The organism is Mesorhizobium sp. ISC11 (assembly GCF_037162595.1).
GTDB lineage: Bacteria > Pseudomonadota > Alphaproteobacteria > Rhizobiales > Rhizobiaceae > Mesorhizobium > Mesorhizobium ciceri.
Genome location: NZ_JAVSPW010000001.1, coordinates 3,751,212 through 3,769,363 on the forward strand (window position 1 = coordinate 3,751,212; position 18,152 = coordinate 3,769,363).

The 18,152-nt window shown below is 63.4% G+C and carries 13 protein-coding genes; 3 read left to right on the forward strand and 10 right to left on the reverse strand.

Annotated features, from left to right (window positions below; translation table 11 throughout):
• Positions 1-5: 5 nt before the first annotated feature.
• Both RPF88_RS18365 and RPF88_RS18370 read right to left on the reverse strand, forming a co-directional pair.
• Positions 6-644 carry an acyl-homoserine-lactone synthase gene (locus RPF88_RS18365; protein ID WP_013533650.1) on the reverse strand — a complete coding sequence of 213 codons (639 nt, stop codon included), beginning with the start codon at positions 642-644 and terminating at the stop codon, positions 6-8.
• Between the two features lie 96 nt (positions 645-740).
• A complete protein-coding gene (locus RPF88_RS18370; protein ID WP_024503165.1) occupies positions 741-1,472 on the reverse strand; it encodes a helix-turn-helix transcriptional regulator in 732 nt (243 codons plus the stop codon).
• A gap of 249 nt (positions 1,473-1,721) precedes the next feature.
• On the opposite strand from RPF88_RS18370, the gene RPF88_RS18375 reads away from it, so the two are divergent.
• The gene (locus tag RPF88_RS18375) at positions 1,722-2,570 is read left to right on the forward strand and encodes a transporter substrate-binding domain-containing protein (protein WP_337122843.1); all 849 of its coding nucleotides are present in this window, start codon (positions 1,722-1,724) and stop codon (positions 2,568-2,570) included.
• A 12-nt stretch (positions 2,571-2,582) separates the two neighbouring features.
• Here RPF88_RS18375 and RPF88_RS18380 read toward each other — a convergent pair whose 3' ends face one another.
• Positions 2,583-2,990, reverse strand: coding sequence for a tellurite resistance TerB family protein (locus RPF88_RS18380; protein ID WP_013533653.1), 408 nt, complete (start codon positions 2,988-2,990; stop codon positions 2,583-2,585).
• Positions 2,991-3,155: 165 nt separating this feature from the next.
• Between RPF88_RS18380 and RPF88_RS18385 the strand changes: the two genes are divergently transcribed.
• Entirely contained in the window at positions 3,156-4,802 is a 1,647-nt protein-coding gene (locus RPF88_RS18385; RefSeq protein WP_063170009.1) for a lysine--tRNA ligase, read from the forward strand.
• On the opposite strand, the gene RPF88_RS18390 is transcribed toward RPF88_RS18385, so the two are convergent.
• From RPF88_RS18390 to RPF88_RS18420, 7 genes are all read right to left on the reverse strand, one after another.
• Positions 4,768-5,619: a thermonuclease family protein gene (locus tag RPF88_RS18390; protein ID WP_442921280.1), complete on the reverse strand. Its 852-nt coding sequence runs from the start codon at positions 5,617-5,619 to the stop codon at positions 4,768-4,770. The genes RPF88_RS18385 and RPF88_RS18390 overlap by 35 nt on opposite strands.
• A gap of 9 nt (positions 5,620-5,628) precedes the next feature.
• Positions 5,629-6,279 (reverse strand): S24 family peptidase, encoded by a 651-nt coding sequence (locus RPF88_RS18395; protein WP_013533656.1) that lies wholly within the window; start codon positions 6,277-6,279, stop codon positions 5,629-5,631.
• A gap of 82 nt (positions 6,280-6,361) precedes the next feature.
• The gene (locus RPF88_RS18400) at positions 6,362-8,581 is read right to left on the reverse strand and encodes a 3-hydroxyacyl-CoA dehydrogenase NAD-binding domain-containing protein (RefSeq protein WP_337122845.1); all 2,220 of its coding nucleotides are present in this window, start codon (positions 8,579-8,581) and stop codon (positions 6,362-6,364) included.
• A gap of 14 nt (positions 8,582-8,595) precedes the next feature.
• Positions 8,596-9,804, reverse strand: coding sequence for an acetyl-CoA C-acetyltransferase (locus RPF88_RS18405; protein ID WP_027161729.1), 1,209 nt, complete (start codon positions 9,802-9,804; stop codon positions 8,596-8,598).
• Positions 9,805-9,837: 33 nt separating this feature from the next.
• Positions 9,838-11,010: an acyl-CoA dehydrogenase family protein gene (locus RPF88_RS18410; RefSeq protein ID WP_337122846.1), complete on the reverse strand. Its 1,173-nt coding sequence runs from the start codon at positions 11,008-11,010 to the stop codon at positions 9,838-9,840.
• Positions 11,011-11,056: 46 nt separating this feature from the next.
• The gene (locus tag RPF88_RS18415) at positions 11,057-12,847 is read right to left on the reverse strand and encodes an acyl-CoA dehydrogenase (protein ID WP_337122847.1); all 1,791 of its coding nucleotides are present in this window, start codon (positions 12,845-12,847) and stop codon (positions 11,057-11,059) included.
• A gap of 307 nt (positions 12,848-13,154) precedes the next feature.
• Positions 13,155-13,613 (reverse strand): MerR family transcriptional regulator, encoded by a 459-nt coding sequence (locus RPF88_RS18420; protein WP_013533661.1) that lies wholly within the window; start codon positions 13,611-13,613, stop codon positions 13,155-13,157.
• A gap of 455 nt (positions 13,614-14,068) precedes the next feature.
• Between RPF88_RS18420 and RPF88_RS18425 the strand changes: the two genes are divergently transcribed.
• Positions 14,069-18,091, forward strand: a complete 4,023-nt coding sequence (locus RPF88_RS18425) for a peptidoglycan-binding protein (protein WP_337122848.1) — start codon at positions 14,069-14,071, stop codon at positions 18,089-18,091.
• Positions 18,092-18,152: the final 61 nt, after the last annotated feature.

Sequence of the window (18,152 nt, forward strand, 5' to 3'; positions counted from 1 at the left end):
CGATCTCATGACGCACGCCTTTGCCCGAGCATGTCGGGATATCCCCTGGCCAGCACGGGAGCAAAATGATTGCGGCGCGACCGCACCACATCGAGTGTGTGCTCGTTGAAGGTCAGCAAGGTGGCGACCACCTGCTGGTTGCCATAGGTGCGCTGATAGCCAAGCGGGGTCGCCAGGAAATGCAGTTGCAAGGCGCGCAGCACCCACATCGGCTCGAACTCGATGATCACCTTGTCGACGCCGCGCTTCAGCCCCCACTCGACGAAACCGGCAATCAGTTCGGTGCCGACGGTCGAAACGCCGCGACGACCATCGCGAAAACCGGGAGCCACCGCATAGCGGGTCAATTCCCAGATGTTTGGACCCGACGGCGGCGTTCCTTCGGAAAGATCGGTCAAGACCTCGGTCAGCAGATGTGGCCGCGTCGTCGGCAACATCCTCTGATAACCCGCCACTTCACCGCCCCTGATGACGATCTGATGGACCGCCTCGTCGTGATCGAACTGGTCGAGTTCGAGCCCGTCGGGGCGCCTGAGGTCATCCCACCCCATCTCCTCGACGAATATCTTGTAGCGCAAACGATGGACGGCCTCCCAAAGGTCGGGACGTTCCATCAATTCCTGGGTTGTAAGGGAAAAAAGCATTCCGCCGTCTCCTGCGTTCAGAGGAAGATACGGCCGTGCTTTGATGAGAAAATTGCGTGATCGCGTAGGCAAGGATTTCAGGTCGGCACGGCCGACCTAACTAATGTAGCCGCGCCGTATCGCTTCCGCGACGGCCTGCACCCTGTTGACGGCACCTAGTTTGCTTTTGGCGTTAAGAAGATGTTTCTCCGAGGTGTGTTCGGAAATGCCGAGGATTTGCGAAATCTCCCATTCGGACTTGCCGACGGCGGCCCATTGCAGGCATTCGCGCTCGCGCGGCGTCAGCACGATATGATCGATGGTCTTGTTCGCCATGGTGTGGAGTTGCATGGCGCGGCCAACCGCGTAGGTCGAGACCAGCGACACCTGGCCGAATTCGGCGGCGGACAATTCCACGGCCTCGCCGCCCAGCGACACCATGACGATCTGGCCGTCGAGCGTGATCAGCGGAAAGGCCAACCCATCGCGCAGTTTGAAGGCGCCGGCATCGCCCATCACCTCGCCGCTGCTCTTGTCTATGCGGATGCCTTGGGACGCCTCGTGCCACTGGAAGGGCGCCTGCAACTGTTTCATATGGCTGACGACCGGGTCATGATCGACATAGTTGCGCGCGACATAGCGCTCCAGCCACTCGCCAGGCCAATCGCAGAGAAGCACATGCTGCTTTTGCTGGCCGGCCGGCGTGCCTGGCTGCGGGACGGTTCCCGCCATCAGTGCGGTGAGACCGAAATCCGATGTTATGCCCAGCAGCCTTTCGCAGACCGCCGCCGCCGTTGCGGCGTGCTGCAGTTGGTCTATGTATTCCAGCGTGCGATCGAACTGACCCATCGCAACATCAACCCCATGTTGCCTTGTGCATTGCGGCCAATGATGCGTGCATGATTTACACTTCGCCACCGACCACGGATTGCAAATCGCATACTTATTTTGTGGCTCCCTCTCACCGAGGCGACCGAAGCTGATTTGCAAACCGGCTAAATCATATCCTGAAATCGGCGGGTTGAAATCAAAAACCATTGTGCCTGTACCATTTTCGTACCAAAACCGGTGCGAGCACGACTGTGGCGGAGTTTTATCTTGGCGTTCCGATGGAGGTCCTTCGCCTTTGCGATGCTGATCGGGTTGCTGTCGTTCGCCGACGGTGCGCGCGCCGCGGCGCCTCAGGTTCCGGTGCTGTGGGATGCCAAGGAGCGGCTGCCCAAGCCAGACCTTTCGAAGCTGCCCCGGCTGAGGTTCCTCACCACCACGGACTTCCCGCCTTTCAACTTCCTCGACGGTGCGGGAAAGCTGTCCGGCTTCCACATCGATCTGGCACGCGCCATCTGCGCCGAGCTTGGCATTGTCGAAAAATGCCAGATCCAGGCCCTGCCCTGGGCCGAGCTGGAAGGCGCACTGCAGAAAGGCGAAGGCGAGGCGATCATCGCCGGCATCGCCGCAACACCGGAATCGCGCGCGACCTACGCCTTCTCACGCTCCTATCTGCAGTTTCCGGCGCGCTTCATCATGCCGAAGGGCAAGGCGCTGACCGAGCCCGTCTTTGACAAATTGCACGGCAAGCGTGTCGGCGTGATATCAGGCTCGGCGCATGAGCGCATGCTGCGCGACTATTTCAACACGGTCCAGGTCGTCCCTTTCGACAGGCCGGAAGAACTGTATGCCGATCTCAAGGCCGGCAAGGTCGACGCCGCCTTCGGCGACGGCATGCGCCTGGCTTTCTGGCTGGGTGGCTCGGACGCGGCGGGCTGCTGCCGCTTTGCCGGCGGGCCCTATCTGGCGCCCGAATATCTGGGCACGGGCATGGCCATCGCCACCAAAGCGGACAATCCGGCGCTGGCCGCAGCGATCGACTACGCGCTGCAGGAAATTTCAATGAAAGGCACGTTCGCCGAATTTTATCTGCGCTATTTCCCCGTCAGTTTTTTCTAAAGCCAAGGACTTTCAGGTCAGGGTACGCAGCCGCGCCTTGGCCGCGCGGCCGATGGCAGCAACCGTCAGCGTGTCGAGATCGAGCTGACGCCGGATCAGCTGCAGCACCCGCACCTCTTCCATGCGCATTTCGAGGTCGACGGCGGCAACCTCGAAGGCGGCGGCATAGGCGGTGTCGCGCAGCCGCTCGGGCAAGACCTCGGCGACTTCGGCCAGCACGCCCTCCAGCCCATCCTTTTCGTGCAGGCGCTTCTGGCAGTCCTGGGCGACGCCGACCAGCCTGTCGTGGTTGAAGTCCTCGAACACCGGCCAGGAGCGGACGACCTCGCCGATCCGTGCCAGTTCAACATCGGTCATGTCGCGGTCGGAGGCCGAGGTGATGACCATCAGATAGATCAGGGCTTCATGAGGTGTCGGCAATTTTTTCTCCTTGAACCGGGCCTCGAAGTTAGGAACGCCCGTTCTGCACCGCAAGGAAAAAGCGCCGCACGCGTTGACGCTCCGGCGCTGCACGCCTAGAGACCGGTTGAAAAACCCTTGCTGCGGCCCGCCTTCGGGCCGGCAGATGATTTGGAAAACTGTGACATGGCGGGATCAAACATCATCGATCTCAACCCCGAGCTGCTGGCGGCCGCGACCGAAAGCAAGGCGTGGCCGTTCGAGGAAGCCAAAAAGATCATCGAGCGCTACAAAGGCGCCGACTTTCCGCAAACGGTCCTGTTCGAGACCGGCTACGGGCCGTCCGGCCTGCCGCATATCGGCACATTCGGCGAGGTGGCGCGCACCTCGATGGTGCGCCATGCCTTCCGTGTCCTGACGCAGGACAAGGTCGCGACCAAGCTGCTGTGCTTTTCCGACGATATGGACGGCATGCGCAAGATACCCGACAGCGTGCCGGACCGCGCCGCACTCGAGCCGCATCTGCACAAGCCGCTGTCGTCGGTCCCCAACCCCTTCGGCGGCGACTATGCGAGCTTCGCCGACCACAACAATGCGATGCTCTGCCGCTTCCTCGACACGTTCGGCTTCGACTACGAGTTCGCCAGCGCGACCCAATACTACAAGGCCGGCCGTTTCGACGCGATGCTCAAGCGCGCCGCCGAGCGCTATGAGCAGATCATGGCGGTGATGCTACCGACGCTCGGGCCCGAGCGGCAGGCGACCTACAGCCCGTTCCTGCCGATCTCGCCGAAGAGCGGCCGCGTGCTTTACGTGCCCATGAAGCATGTCGACGCCAAAGCCGGCACCATCACCTTCGACGACGAGGGCACCGAGACCACGCTTTCGATCACCGGCGGCCGCGTGAAGCTGCAGTGGAAGCCGGATTTCGGCATGCGCTGGGCAGCGCTTGGCGTCGATTTCGAAATGTTCGGCAAGGACCACCAGACCAATGCGGTGGTCTACGACCGTATCTGCAACATTCTGGGCGGACGGGCGCCGGAGCATTTCGTCTACGAACTGTTCCTCGACGAGAACGGCCAGAAGATCTCGAAGTCGAAGGGCAACGGGCTGACCATCGACGAGTGGCTGACCTATGCGCCGACCGAAAGCCTCGGGCTCTACATGTACCAACGGCCGCGGCAGGCCAAGAAGCTGTATTTCGACGTTATCCCGCGGGCCGTGGATGAATACTACACGTTCCTCGCCGCCTATCCCCGCCAGGACTGGAAGGAGCGGCTGGGCAACCCGGTCTGGCATATGCATGACGGCAACCCGCCCGCGATCGACATGCCGGTGCCGTTTTCTCTGCTGCTCAATCTGGTCAGCGCTTCCAACGCGCAGAACAAGGATGTGCTGTGGGGGTTCATTTCACGTCATACGCAAGGCGTGACGCCGGCGACGCATCCAGAGCTCGACCGGCTGGTCGGCCATGCGATCCGCTATTTCGACGATTTCGTGAAGCCGACGAAAACCTTCCGGCCCGCCGACGAGGTCGAGCGCGAAGCGCTGGCAGCCCTCGACGAAGCACTTGGCGCGCTGCCCGCCGACGCCAGCGGCGAAGCGATCCAGAACGCCTCGCTCAACGTCGCACGCAGGATCGAGCGCTATCAGGATCATTCCAAGCAGAGCCCGGAAGGCGGCCCCGGCGTATCGGGCGCCTTCTTCCAGATGATCTACCAGGTGCTGATCGGCCAGGAGCGCGGCCCGCGCTTCGGCTCGTTCGCAGCACTCTATGGCGTTGCCGAGACGCGTGCGCTCATTGAGCGGGCGCTGGCTGGTCAGCTGGCTTGAGCACGCCGTCGACCTCTTCCAGGATCGAACCCGGCGCCTGAGGTGCCGGGCTTGGCGCGGCCGGCATCGCCGGCATGCCCGACAGATCGGGCGCCGATCCGAAAATGCCCTTCTTGCCCGTGCGCGCCTTGTCGCCGGCCTCGACATAGGGGCCGCCCTTGGCGGCGCGCGCCCAGCCATTTTCGACCAGCCACTGACCGACATCCTGCTTGCCGATCCGGCACTCGGCTGCGATCCGGTCGCGGCCGCCCTGCGGCGGCACCGTGCAGACCACCGCGCGGCCGCGCAGGAAGGCGCGGAACGCTGTCCTCGCCCGGACACCGCACGGCCAGGACTTGCCGTCCTCGCTGCAAATCTCGTCCTGCCTGACGATGTCGATGCCGGAAACCGCGACCGAGTAGCCCTTCGCCTCGATCAAGCCGGCGGCCGGCGCAACCGGCTGGAACAGCTTTGTGCCGTTCCAGTCGTCAGGCATTTTCGGCTTGGGCGGCACGGCCAGCGCGAGTTTGCTCAGCGGCTCGCGCGGCTCGATCCGTTCAAGCCCGTCGGCGGGCAGTTCCGGCGGCGCGACGATTTCGGGATCGATCGCCCTCGAATGCGTCGCCGGCTTCGGCGGCTGCGGAACTGCGATGGCCGATGTGGCTGGCTCCTCGGGCAGCGTCCCGGCAGCCTGCTGCGCCATCGCATCGGCGCCCGGATCAAGCTGGTCCACCGTAATGACGCTTTCGCTACCTTTCAGAGTGTGACCGCCAGTGACGATGATGGCTGCCATCACAGGGACCATCAGAACCGCCAGCGCATGATGGAGAAGCCGCACCAGCTTGACCTATTGGCTTGCCCAGACAATCCGCGCCACCCATTCGACATCGCGCATGGGAATATCGCGGTCGGGATGATCGGGATTGAGCGAGACCAGCGCAATCGACCTGACGGTCTGGCGCTCGAGCACCTTGGCCATCACTTCGCCTGATGTGGTCTTGACGACGACGCGATCGCCCTTGCGGGTAACGGCGCCCGGTTCGACGATGAGGACGTCGCCATTGCGGTAGAGCGGCAGCATGGAATCGCCCTGCACCTGCAAAGCATAGGAACTCTCGGTCGATTGCGTCGGCAGTTCGATCAGATCCCAGCCCTGCCCGGCTGGAAAGCCGGCATCGTCGAAGAAGCCGCCGGCGCCGGCCTGGGCAAAGCCGAGCAGCGGCACGGAGCTTCGGCGGGCGACCGAAGCCGCATGGCTGGCCCCGGCCCGACCTTCAATCAAACCGGTGAATTCGTCGAGGGAAGCGCCCGTTGCCTCCATGATCTTTGCCAGTGATTCGGTCGAGGGCCAGCGCGGCCGGCCATCCGACGACAGGCGCTTCGACTTGTTGAAGGCGGTGGAATCGAGCCCCGCACGCTTGGCCAGCCCCGAGGCCGAAAGCGAATAGCGCTCGGCAAGAGCATCAATGGCAGCCCAGACACGGTCATGCGAGAGCATGTGTCGCTCTCCTTTGAACAGGAAAAAATACCTTCCCTGTTCTAACCCCGGACCGCCATCTTGTCCACAGTGCAAGGCTTACTCACGCCGCTTTCCTGGTCTCGCCTTTCGCATAGGGATCGAAGCGCTGATAGAAGCTCTCACCCTTCTCGGCCATGTCGAGCAGCAGCTTGGGCGCCTTGAACTCGGCGCCGTATTTCTTCTGCAGGTTTCTGGCGATCTTGACGAACGCCTTGGCGCCGATGCCGTCGATGTAGGACAGCGCACCGCCGGTATAGGGAGCGAAGCCGAAAGCGAGGATCGAGCCGACATCGGCCTCGCGCGGGTCGGTGACGATGCCTTCTTCCATCACCCGTGCCGCTTCCAGCGCGATGGTGACCAGAAGCCGCTGCTGCAGCTCCTCATAATCGACCTTCTCGGGCGCAAGCTGCGGATAGAGCTCCTTGAGGCCCGGCCACAGCTTCTTCTTGGCGGGCTTGGCCGGATAATCGTAAAAACCCTTGCCGTTCTTGCGGCCGAAGCGGCCGTGATCGTCGACCATGGTGTTGATCAGCGCCATCTGCTTGGGATCGACCGCCTTGTCGCCCAAATCCCTGATGGTCTGCTTCATGATCTTCTGGGCAAGGTCGATGGCCGTTTCGTCGGTCAGCGCCAGGGGGCCGACCGGCATGCCGGCTGCCTTCGCCGCGTTCTCGATCATCGGCGCGGGCACACCTTCGATCAGCATCTTGTAGGCTTCCGACATGTAGCGCAGCACGCAGCGGTTGACGTAGAAGCCGCGGGTGTCGTTGACGACGATCGGCGTCTTCTTGATGGCGCGAACGAAGTCGATCGCGGTGGCCAGCGCCTTGTCGCCGGTCTTCTTGCCCAAAATGATCTCGACCAGCATCATCTTGTCGACCGGCGAGAAGAAATGGATGCCGATGAAATTCTTCGGCCGCGCCGAATTCTTGGCCAGCGACGAGATCGGGATGGTGGAGGTGTTCGACGCGAAGATCGCCGATGGCTTCAACACGGCTTCCGCCTGTTCGGTGGCGCTCTTCTTGACGCCCGAATCCTCGAACACCGCCTCGACCACCAGATCGCAGCCGGCAAGGTCGGCGTAGTCCGCCGTCGGCGTGATCAGCGACAGCAGTTTGTCCTTGTCCTCCGGCTTGGCGCGGCCCTTCTTGACCTGATCCGAGACCAGGCTGTCGGAATGCGCCTTGCCCTTGGCGGCCGACTCCAGATCACGGTCGAGCAGCACCACCGGGATGCCGGCCTTGGCGGTGACATAGGCGATGCCGGCGCCCATGAAGCCGGCGCCGAGAATGCCGATCTTCTTGAACTTGGTTTCGGGCACGCCGGCCGGGCGGCGGGCGCCCTTGTTCAGTTCCTGCAGCGACACAAACAACGAGCGGATCATCGCCGCCGCTTCCCTGGTCTGCATGATCTCGGTGAAATAGCGCTGCTCGATGCGCAAGGCGGTGTCGAATGGCACCAGCAGGCCTTCATAGACGCATTTGAGGATCGCGGCGGCGGCCGGATAGTTGCCATAGGTCTCGCGACGCAGGATGGCGATCGCCGGCGGCCACAGATTGAAACCGGCCGGCGAATAGATCTGGCCGCCTGGCAGCTTGAAACCTTTCTCGTCCCATGGCGCCACCGGCTTCAGGCCATTCCTGATCATCGCCTTGGCGGTCTCGACCAACCTGGCCGGCTCGGCGATCTCATGGATCAGGCCCATCGACTTGGCCTTCTGCGGCGACAGCGTCTGGCCGGAGGTCAGCATCTGCAACGCCTGCTGCTGATCGGTCAGCCGCGGCACGCGCTGGGTGCCGCCGGCGCCCGGGAAGATGCCGATCTTCACCTCGGGAAGCGCCATCTTCACCTTGTCGCTGTCGGCGGCGACACGGCCGTGGCAGGCGAGCGACAATTCGAAGGCGCCGCCCATGCAGGTGCCGTTGATCGCCGACACCCACGGCTTTCCGCAAGTTTCCAGCTTGCGGAACAGGCCGGTCATCATGCCGGCATTGTCGAACAGCGCCTTGGTCGCCTTTTCGGCGTCCTTGCCCTTTTCCGCGGCGAAGGTCGTCAGCATCTTCTGCAGCAAAGAGATATCGGCACCGCCGGAGAAGGTATCCTTGCCGGAGGTGATCACGGCGCCCTTGATGGCGGCGTCACCAGCCACCTTGTCGACAATGGCGTTCAATTCCCGCATCGCCTCTTCGGTGAAGACGTTCATCGAACGGCCGGGCATGTCCCAGGTGACCAGCGCAATGCCGTCGGCGTCGGTGTCGAGGGTGAAATTGGTGTAGCTCATCGTTTCTCTCCCCGTCAGACGCGTTCGATGATGGTTGCGGTGCCCATGCCGGCGCCGATGCACAGCGTCACCAGAGCGGTGTTGAGATCGCGCCGCTCGAGTTCGTCCAGCACCGTGCCGAAGATCATCGCGCCGGTGGCGCCGAGCGGATGACCCATGGCGATGGCACCGCCATTGACGTTGATCTTGTCATGCGGAATGTCGAAAGCCTGCATGTAGCGCAGCACCACCGAAGCGAAGGCTTCGTTGAGTTCGAACAGGTCGATGTCCGAGAGCTTCATCTTGGCGCGCTTCAACAGCTTCTCGGTGACGTCGACCGGACCGGTCAGCATCAGCACAGGCTCGGAGCCGATGTTGGCGAAGGTGCGGATACGCGCGCGGGGCTTCAGCCCCATCGCCTTGCCGGCCTTCTTCGAACCGAGCAGCACGGCCGCCGCACCATCGACGATGCCGGACGAATTGCCGGCATGATGGACATGGTTGACCTCTTCCACTTCGGGATGCTTCTGCACCGCGACCGCATCGAAGCCGCCCATTTCGCCGGGCATGACGAAGGACGGGTTGAGCGAGGCCAGCGACTGCATGTCGGTCGACGGGCGCATATGCTCGTCATGGTCGAGGATGGTCAGGCCGTTCTGGTCCTTGATCGGGATGACGGATTTCTTGAAGCGGCCATCCGCCCAGGATTTGGCGGCGCGCTTCTGGCTCTCGACCGCATAGGCGTCGACGTCGTCTCTGCTGAAGCCGTATTTGGTGGCGATCAGGTCGGCCGAGATGCCTTGCGGCACGAACCAGCCGGGCAGGCCGACCGAAGGATCCATGAACCAGGCACCGCCCGAGGCGCCCATGCCGACGCGCGACATCGATTCAACACCGCCGGCAATGACGATCTCGTCCGCTCCCTGCGCGATCTTGGCGGCACCGAAATTGATGGCGTCGAGCCCGGAAGCGCAGAAGCGTGAGATCTGCATGCCGGGCGCCTTGGTGTCGTAGCCGGCCTCGAAGGCGGCGGCGCGCGGAATGACCGAACCCGCCTCGCCGACCGGATCGACGCAGCCGAAGATGATGTCGTCGACGTTTGCAGTGTCCAGCCCATTGCGGTCGCGCAGCGCTTCGAGCGTCTTGGCGGCAAGCCGCACCGCCGGCACCTCGTGCAGCGATCCGTCTTTCTTGCCCTTGCCGCGCGGTGTGCGCACGGCGTCATAGACATAAGCTTCAGCCATTTGCTTGCTCCTTGGGTTTGCCTGATGTCGCCTTCAGAGAGAGCGTCCGATCAGCAATTTCATGATCTCGTTGGTGCCGCCGTAGATGCGCTGGACGCGGGCGTCGCGGAACATGCGGGCGATCGGGTATTCATTCATGTAGCCATAGCCGCCATGCAGTTGAAGGCATTCGTCGACGACTTTTCCCTGCAGGTCGCTGAGCCAGTACTTGGCCATCGACGCTGTCACGGGATCGAGGCCGCCCGCGATGTGGCGGGTGACGCAATCATTGTAGAAGACGCGGCCGATGGTGGCCTCGGTCTTGAGTTCGGCCAGCTTGAACTGGGTGTTCTGGAAATCGATGATCGCCTTGCCGAACGCCTTGCGCTCCTTGACGTAGTCGATGGTCAGCGCCAGCGCCCGCTCGATCATGGCGATGGCGCCCGTGCCGATCTGCAGCCGCTCCTGCGGCAGTTGCTGCATCAACTGGACGAAGCCCTGACCTTCCTCGTGGCCGAGCAGGTTGGAGGTCGGCACGCGCATGTCGTTGAAGAACAGCTCCGACGTGTCGTTGGCCTTGAGCCCGATCTTGTCGAGGTTACGGCCGCGCTGGAAACCTTCCACCTCGTCGGTCTCGACGACGATCAGCGAGGTTCCCTTGGCCCCCTTCTCCGGATCGGTCTTGGTAACGACGATGATGAAGTTCGCAAGCTGGCCGTTGGTGATGAAGGTCTTGGAACCATTGATCTTGTATTGGTTGCCATCCTTCTGCGCCCGCGTCTTGACGCCCTGCAGATCGGAGCCGGCGCCGGGCTCGGTCATGGCGATGGCCCCGATCAGCTCGCCGGTCGCCAGCTTCGGCAGCCATTTCTTTTTCTGCTCCTCGGAGCCGTAGTGGAGGATGTAAGGGGCGACGATCGAATTGTGCAGGCCGATGCCGAACCCGTCGACGCCGACATGGCCGATGGCCTCGATGATGGCGCTCTCATGCGCGAAGGTGCCGCCGGAGCCGCCATATTCCTCCGGCATAGAAGCGCAGAGCAGGCCGGCGGAACCTGCCTTCAGCCAGCTTTCGCGATCGACCATCTCGTTCTTCTCGAACTCGTCGTAGCGCGGCGCGATCTCCTCCGACATGAAACGATGCGCCATGTCGTAGAGCATGCCGACTTCGTCCGCCGCCCAGGCGGGCTTCGGCAAAGAGAGCACTTCGGCGGGATTTGTCGCCACGATTTCCTCCGCGTATCGACAGACAGAAAGGCCAGTGAGGTCGAGCTTAGAACGCTTCCGCCGGCAGTGCCATCAATGTGTCGGCGCCGCTCGAAATGCGGGCGAGATGAGCCGATGTCTCCGGCATGATCCGCTCCATGAAGAAGCGCCCCGTCACGACCTTGTTGTCGTAGAAAGATTGCGCGCCATTGGCGTCCGTCTTACCAAGTGCCACCTTGGCCATCTGCGCCCACATATAGCCCAGAGCGACCAGGCCGAAGAGATGCATGTAGTCGGTCGAGGCGGCACCCGCATTGTCGGGCTTGGCCATGCCGTTCTGCACCAGCCACATGGTCGCCGCCTGCAAATCGTTGAGACCTTTCTTCAACGCCTTGGTGAACGGCGCCATCTTCTCGTTAGCGCGGTTCTCCTCGCAGAATTCGCCAACCTCCTTGAAGAAGGCCTGCACGGCGCGGCCGCCATGCAAACCAAGCTTGCGGCCGACGAGGTCGAGCGCCTGGATGCCATTGGCGCCCTCATAGATCATGGCGATGCGGGCATCGCGCACGAACTGGCTCATGCCGTACTCTTCGATATAACCGTGACCGCCGAACACCTGCTGCGCCATGACGGCGTGGTCGAACCCTTTGTCGGTGAGCACGCCCTTGACCACCGGCGTCATCAGGCCGGTGTAGTCGTCGGCGGCCTGGCGATCCTTGTCATCGCCGGAGCGGTGGGCGATGTCGGACTTGATCGCCGTCCACAGCGCCAGCGCGCGGCCGGCCTCGTTGAAGGCTTTCATGGTCATCAGGCTGCGGCGGATGTCGGGATGGACGATGATTGGATCGGCCTTCTTGTCCGGCGCCTTCGGCCCAGACAATGAGCGGCCCTGCAAACGGTCCTTGGCGTAGCCGACAGCGTTCTGATAGGCGATCTCCGACAGCGACAACCCCTGCAGGCCGACACCGAGGCGCGCCTCGTTCATCATCGTGAACATCGCCTTCAGGCCGCCATTGGGCTCGCCGAGCAGCGTGCCCTCAGCCTCGTCATAGTTCATGACGCAGGTCGAATTGCCGTGGATGCCCATCTTCTCCTCGATCGAGCCGCAGGAGACGGTGTTCCTGTTGCCCGGATTGCCCGACGGGTCGAGCTTGAGCTTCGGCACGATGAACAACGAGATGCCCTTGACGCCTTCCGGCGCACCCTCGATGCGGGCCAGCACCAGATGGACGATGTTGTCCGACATGTCGTGTTCGCCGGCCGAGATGAAGATCTTCTGGCCTGAAATCTTATAGGTGCCATCGCCGTTCGGCACCGCTTTGGTCCGCAACAGGCCGAGATCCGTGCCGCAATGCGGCTCGGTCAGGTTCATGGTGCCGGTCCAGGCACCCTCGATCATCCTCGGCAACCATGTCGCCTTCTGCTCGTCGGTGCCGTGGGTGATGATTGCCGCGATCGCGCCTTGCGTCAGGCCCGGATACATCATCAAGGACATATTGGCCGAGACCATATATTCGGCGACGGCGGTGTGCACGGCATAGGGCAGGCCCTGGCCGCCGAACTCGACGGGTGCGGCCAATCCCATCCAGCCGCCCTCGCGGTACTGGTCGAAGGCCTCCCTGAAGCCTTTCGGCGTGGTCACCGAGCCATCGTCGTGACGCACACAGCCTTCCATGTCGCCGACACGGTTCAGCGGATGCATGACGTTTTCGGCGAGCTTGGCGCCTTCGGCGAGGATCGCCTCGAGCACATCGGGCGTGGCGTCGGCAAATCCGGGAAGGTTCGAATAACGCTGATAACCCAGAACCTCGTTGAGCACGAACAGCGTATCCTGGACCGGAGCCCTGTATGTCGGCATGCTTTTTCTCCACCCTGCAAACCCGGTCCGAATGCCCCGAAGACAAGCCAGGGCGGCATGCGGACCCATATTGGGAGCGGGATAGCAAAAATTGACGTTTGCGTAAACGTCAATTTTCTCGATGCGACAAGATTCCCCGCCCCCTGGAGCAATGAGCGTAGCGGCGCGACGTTGCGCAAGCCAGCGCCGAAAGGCCATAAGAGTGGGCCAGGACAACGAAAAGCCGCGTGGCAGGCCATGCGGCTAGACAGAACTCGGACAATCAGCAGACGACTTGGTGTCTGGCGCAATTCCTGACGGAATTGCTTCAGCTGGCGGCGCTCGCCTGCGGCGCCGAACGCTCGCTCAGCATCTGGCGCACCGCCGACATCGAGCCGCTGAGCTCGTTGATGGCGTCGTCGATCAGCGCCCGTTGCTTCTGCAGGCGGGCAAGCTGCTTTTCCGACTTGTCCAGCGCAAGCTTGAGCTGCTTGGTGTTTGAACCGGTGGGATCGTAGAGATCCATCATCTGCTTGACGTCGCGCAGCGAGAATCCGACCTTGCGGCCAAGCAGGATCAGCTTGAGGCGGGCCTTGTCGCGGCGCGTGTAGAGACGGGTCGAACCGTCGCGCTGCGGGTTGAGCAGGCCCTTGTCTTCGTAGAAACGCAGCGTGCGCAGCGTCACTCCATATTTCTTCGCCATCTCGCCGATGCGGACGAGGTCCTCGCCGGCTTCGGCAGACATATTGGTATTGGCCGCGGTCTCGCCGGCCGAGATAAGCTTCATGGTCACTGGCTTTCCCCGTCTGGTGGCGTCGCGGTCCTGGACCGTGCGTCGCCTGACTGGAAGCGGGGGCCTGCTTCCAGTCGTGGTTTCAACAAACAAATCGCAAACATGCGCTCAATGCGCCTTTTACGTTTACGTCAATTCTATACCGATTGCCGCAGGATGACGCAAGGGCGTTCTGCGCCCCGCCCTTTATGCCGCACCGTCAGGCCGGCAGCCAACATCCTTTCGATTTCTTAAGTTTGGTTAACGCGTTGTTTACCACGTTGGGGGAAATGTGGGCGCGTCGGCTACCCGTGTTTATCCTGTATCGAATTTTTCACGGTTTTTCGGAGCGCGGGCGAGAGCCCGGGAAGCTCGTCTTCCGCCGCGGCATCGCCGCCGGTCGCCTTCGTTCCGATAGGGACCTGGGGGAACTGGCCGCGAGCCAGCCATTCTGAAAGACGGACGCACCGATGAACAGCAAGCGGTCCTATCTCGATACACTCAATGCCGGCAGGCAGCGCAGGCCGCAGACCACGCTCGATCAGTTGAACCAGTCGCTGGAGACACTGGAGCAGCGGCTGGAGCGGACGCGCGAGGATCCGATGGCACGTCCCGAACTCCGCCAACCCGATCCCCGCCAATATGGTGCCGATGCGCGCTACCCCGCCGCCCGGCCCTCTGGCCAGCAGCGCTGGTATGAGGACCCGCAGCCCGCGTCGCGTCCGAAGAGCCCGATGCAGGGAGCCGCCGCTTTCGAGCAGAATTACCAGGCCATTGCCCGCGATATCGATCGCGTGCGCGGCCAGGAGGATGGCGTTGCCATGGTCGGCAAGATCGCCGGCGAATTGCGCGGCATGCGCGAGGAATTGCGCCACCAGATGACCGCAGGCCTGCAGCGGGAATTCGAAGCGCTGCGCAAGGACATCGAGCGGGCCTTCCAGTCAGGCGCAAGGCCCGGTGCTTCGGCCAAGGGCAGTGCTGAACTCGGCCTTGAGTTCGAGCGTCTTTCGGGCGCCATCCAGACCCTGGCCGAGAAGAGCGACGACAGAAGCGTCAACATGCTGCGGCTCGAGCTCGAACAGGTCAAAGCCGCACTCGAAACGCTGGCACGCGAAGAGAGCGTGCAGAAGGTCGACCGCCGCTGGGACGATTTCGATCGCCGCTGGACGGCGTTCGAAGACCGCGTCGACGCCGACCAGCGCAAGCGCTCGGACGACCCGGGCCTGTCTGCTCTCACCGCCCGGCTCGAGCAGATCAGCAATGCCGTCAACAATTTGCCGGAATCGTTGTCGCTGCGCTCGCTGGAGGAGAAGGTGCGCACGCTTGCCGGCGCTGTCGACCATTTCGCCAGCCAGCAAGACAATCGCGGCAGCGACACGCTTGGCATGATCGACGAGCGGCTGGACGAGATTTCCCGCGCCATCGTGGCATCGACGGTCGCCGCGCAAGCCAATTCATTCGACCACGAGGCTTTCGAGCGCATAGAGAGACGGATCGACTCGCTTGCCGGCCAGATCCAGGAAGTGGCGCAGGATCGTCCCGGCAACGCGGTCATGGAACGGTTGAGCACGCTGTCGGGCCGGGTCGACGAACTCGCCGGCCGCGCCAATCTGCCGGAGCAGGCGATGGAGCGCCTGGCCAAGCAGATCGCATTCATCGCCGACAAGATCGACCAGGCACCCGCCATGCCTGACGCCGACTACATCTTCCATGGGCTGGAGCAACGCTTCGACGTGCTGTCGAGCATGATGGAACGCCGCCAGGGTGACGCCATCGAACAGGGCAACATGCTGTTCCGCGATCTCGAGCGCAGGCTGGACGAGGTTCAGCGCATGCCGCAGGTCGACAGCGTCGGCATCATGGAAGCCATCGATGCCCGCTTTACGGCGCTCGCCAAGCGCCTTGAAACGCGTGTGCCCGATCCCGCGGGCGAAGCGGCGATCCGCGGACTGGAGAGCCGGCTCGAAGACATTTCAAGCCGGCTGGACGCGTCGGCCGCACAGGTCGCCGGCATCGATCCGGCGCTGATCCGCAGCCTGGAAGCACAGGTTGCCGGCCTGTCGGCTCATCTTTCCAAGCCCAGCACCCCGCTGCCGGAATTCGAGGACATCAGCCCGCGTCTCAACGAAATTGAAAAGTCGCTCGCAGGAACCCGCGATTCCATTCTCGGCGCGGCGCGCGAAGCGGCCGAGAACGCAGTGCAATCGCTGGCCGGTTCGAGCGCCAATGCGACCGCGGTTTCCGGCCTCGCCCAGGATTTGAAGACGCTTGAAACACTGACGCGGCGCTCCGACGAACGCAATTCGAGAACGTTCGAGGCCATCCACGATACGTTGCTCAAGATCGTCGACCGGCTGGGTTCGCTCGAACCCGGCGAGCCGGTCGAGGCGATGAGCGAATTGCTGGATGCGGCACCGGCCGAGCCGAGCAACTGGCGCGGCGTGCGCCGACCCAAAATGGCCGTCGACGCGCCGTCGATGGATATCGATCAGCCCCTGCCATTGACTGGGGACATGGCAGATCTCGATGGCCGTGCCGCCGCCATCCTGCGCAATGAGCCGGGTGCACGCGGCGACCTGGGTATGCGTAGCGACCTGGGTATTGGCATTGGCACGCGCACGCCGGCCGAGGCTGCCGCGGCGGCGGCCATGGCCGCGCTCGGTTCGGACACGATCGCCGAGAAAGGCGGACAGGCCGGCGGCCGCAAATCGTTGTTCGGCGGGCTGGCCCGCGCCTTCAAGGGCAAGAAGGAGGCGGATATCCCGCCACTGGCCGGCTCAGCGCCGAGTGCCCCAATACCGAGCGTCGATCTCGACGAGCCGCTCGATCCGAAAATGGCCAACCGGCCGCTGGAGCCCGGCTCCGGCGCACCTGACCTCAATGCCATCATGAAGCGCGTGCGTGACGAGCGCGGCCAGCCGGCCAAGCCCAGCGACACCGATGCCGCGAAATCGGATTTCATCGCCGCTGCCCGGCGCGCGGCGCAGGCCGCGGCCGCCGAGGCCGATGCGCTGAAGCGCCAGTCGACGGTGACCGGACCGGTGAAGGCACTGCGGATCGGCGACCTGCTCAAGGCACGGCGCAAGCCGATCCTGATGGGGACAACCGCGATCCTGCTGGCGCTGGGCGCCCTGCAACTGGGCAAGGCCTTCTTCGCCGATCCCGCCCAGGTGGCAAGCAACGACGTTGCGCCGATCGTCGCCTCGCAGCCGGTACAAACCGCCTCGCTCGATGCCGCGAGCCAGCCAAAGACGGACGCGCAGCCCGCGGCAGTGGAAAGCATGCCTGACCGCACCGTCAGACAGGCCGAGCCATCCGCACCGGCAACCAAGGACGACATGGCCGCGCAAAGCATGATTGCCGCGCCGCCAGGCGCCGAGCCGTCGACGGGTGCCGCGCCGATCGCAGAACCGGTTCCCGCCCCCGTCGCCTTGGCTACATCGGCCGATGCGAACCCAGCGGCGTCCGAAACGACGACAGCTTCGGTTGCGCCGGCCTCGACCGTTCCGGTCGCCGCCGAACCTGCCGATACCGATACCGCCACCGGCATCCAGCCTGTGGCGACAGAGCCGACCACCGCCAAGGACACCACGGGCGCGGTTCCGCCGGTGGACGCTTCGCCGGCGACGACGGCAAAATTCGACATTCCTGCTGACGCCGGCCCGGCCGCCTTGCGTGATGCCGCTGCCAGCGGCGACGCCAAGGCGCTGTTCGAAATCGGCTCGCGCTATGCCGAGTCGCGCGGCGTCAAGGAAGACATGGCGGCAGCGGCCAAATGGTACGAGAAATCGGCGGAACTCGGCTTCGCGCCGGCCGAATACCGTATCGGAAATTTCTACGAAAAGGGCATCGGCGTCGCGCGCGACATCAAGAAGGCGAAGACCTGGTACCAGCTTTCCGCGGCACAGGGCAACGCCAGCGGCATGCACAATCTGGCCGTGCTGTTTGCCATGGCGGCTGACGGCGTGACCGACAATGAATCGGCCGCGCACTGGTTCCAGGCGGCGGCCGACGTCGGCGTCAAGGACAGCCAGTTCAATCTCGGCATCCTCGCCGCCAAGGGCGTCGGCATGAAGCAGAACCTCGAGGAGTCCTACAAATGGTTCGCGCTCGTCGCCAAGACCGGCGACAAGGATGCGGCGGCCAAGCGTGACGAGATCGCCAATGCGCTGCGGCCCGAGCAGCTCGAGCGCGCCCGCGCCGCGACCGAGCTGTGGAAGGCGAAGCCGCTGGATGCGGCAGCCAACTCGGCCGACATTCCCGAGTCCTGGCAGGACGGCGCGCCGCAGACGACCGCCAGCATCGACATGAAGAAGGCCGTCCAGAACATCCAGCGCATTCTCAACAAGAACGGCTACGACGCCGGCGGCGCCGACGGCAAGATGGGCCAGAAAACGAAGACCGCGATCATGGCTTTCCAGACCGACAACAAGATGGCGGCGACCGGCGAAGTCGACGAAAACCTGGTGAAGGCACTGCTGGCGCGCAAATAACGGCAGAGGCGTCGCTTCCACGACGCCCTTGCCACACATTCGCCTGTTAACTGATTGAGAT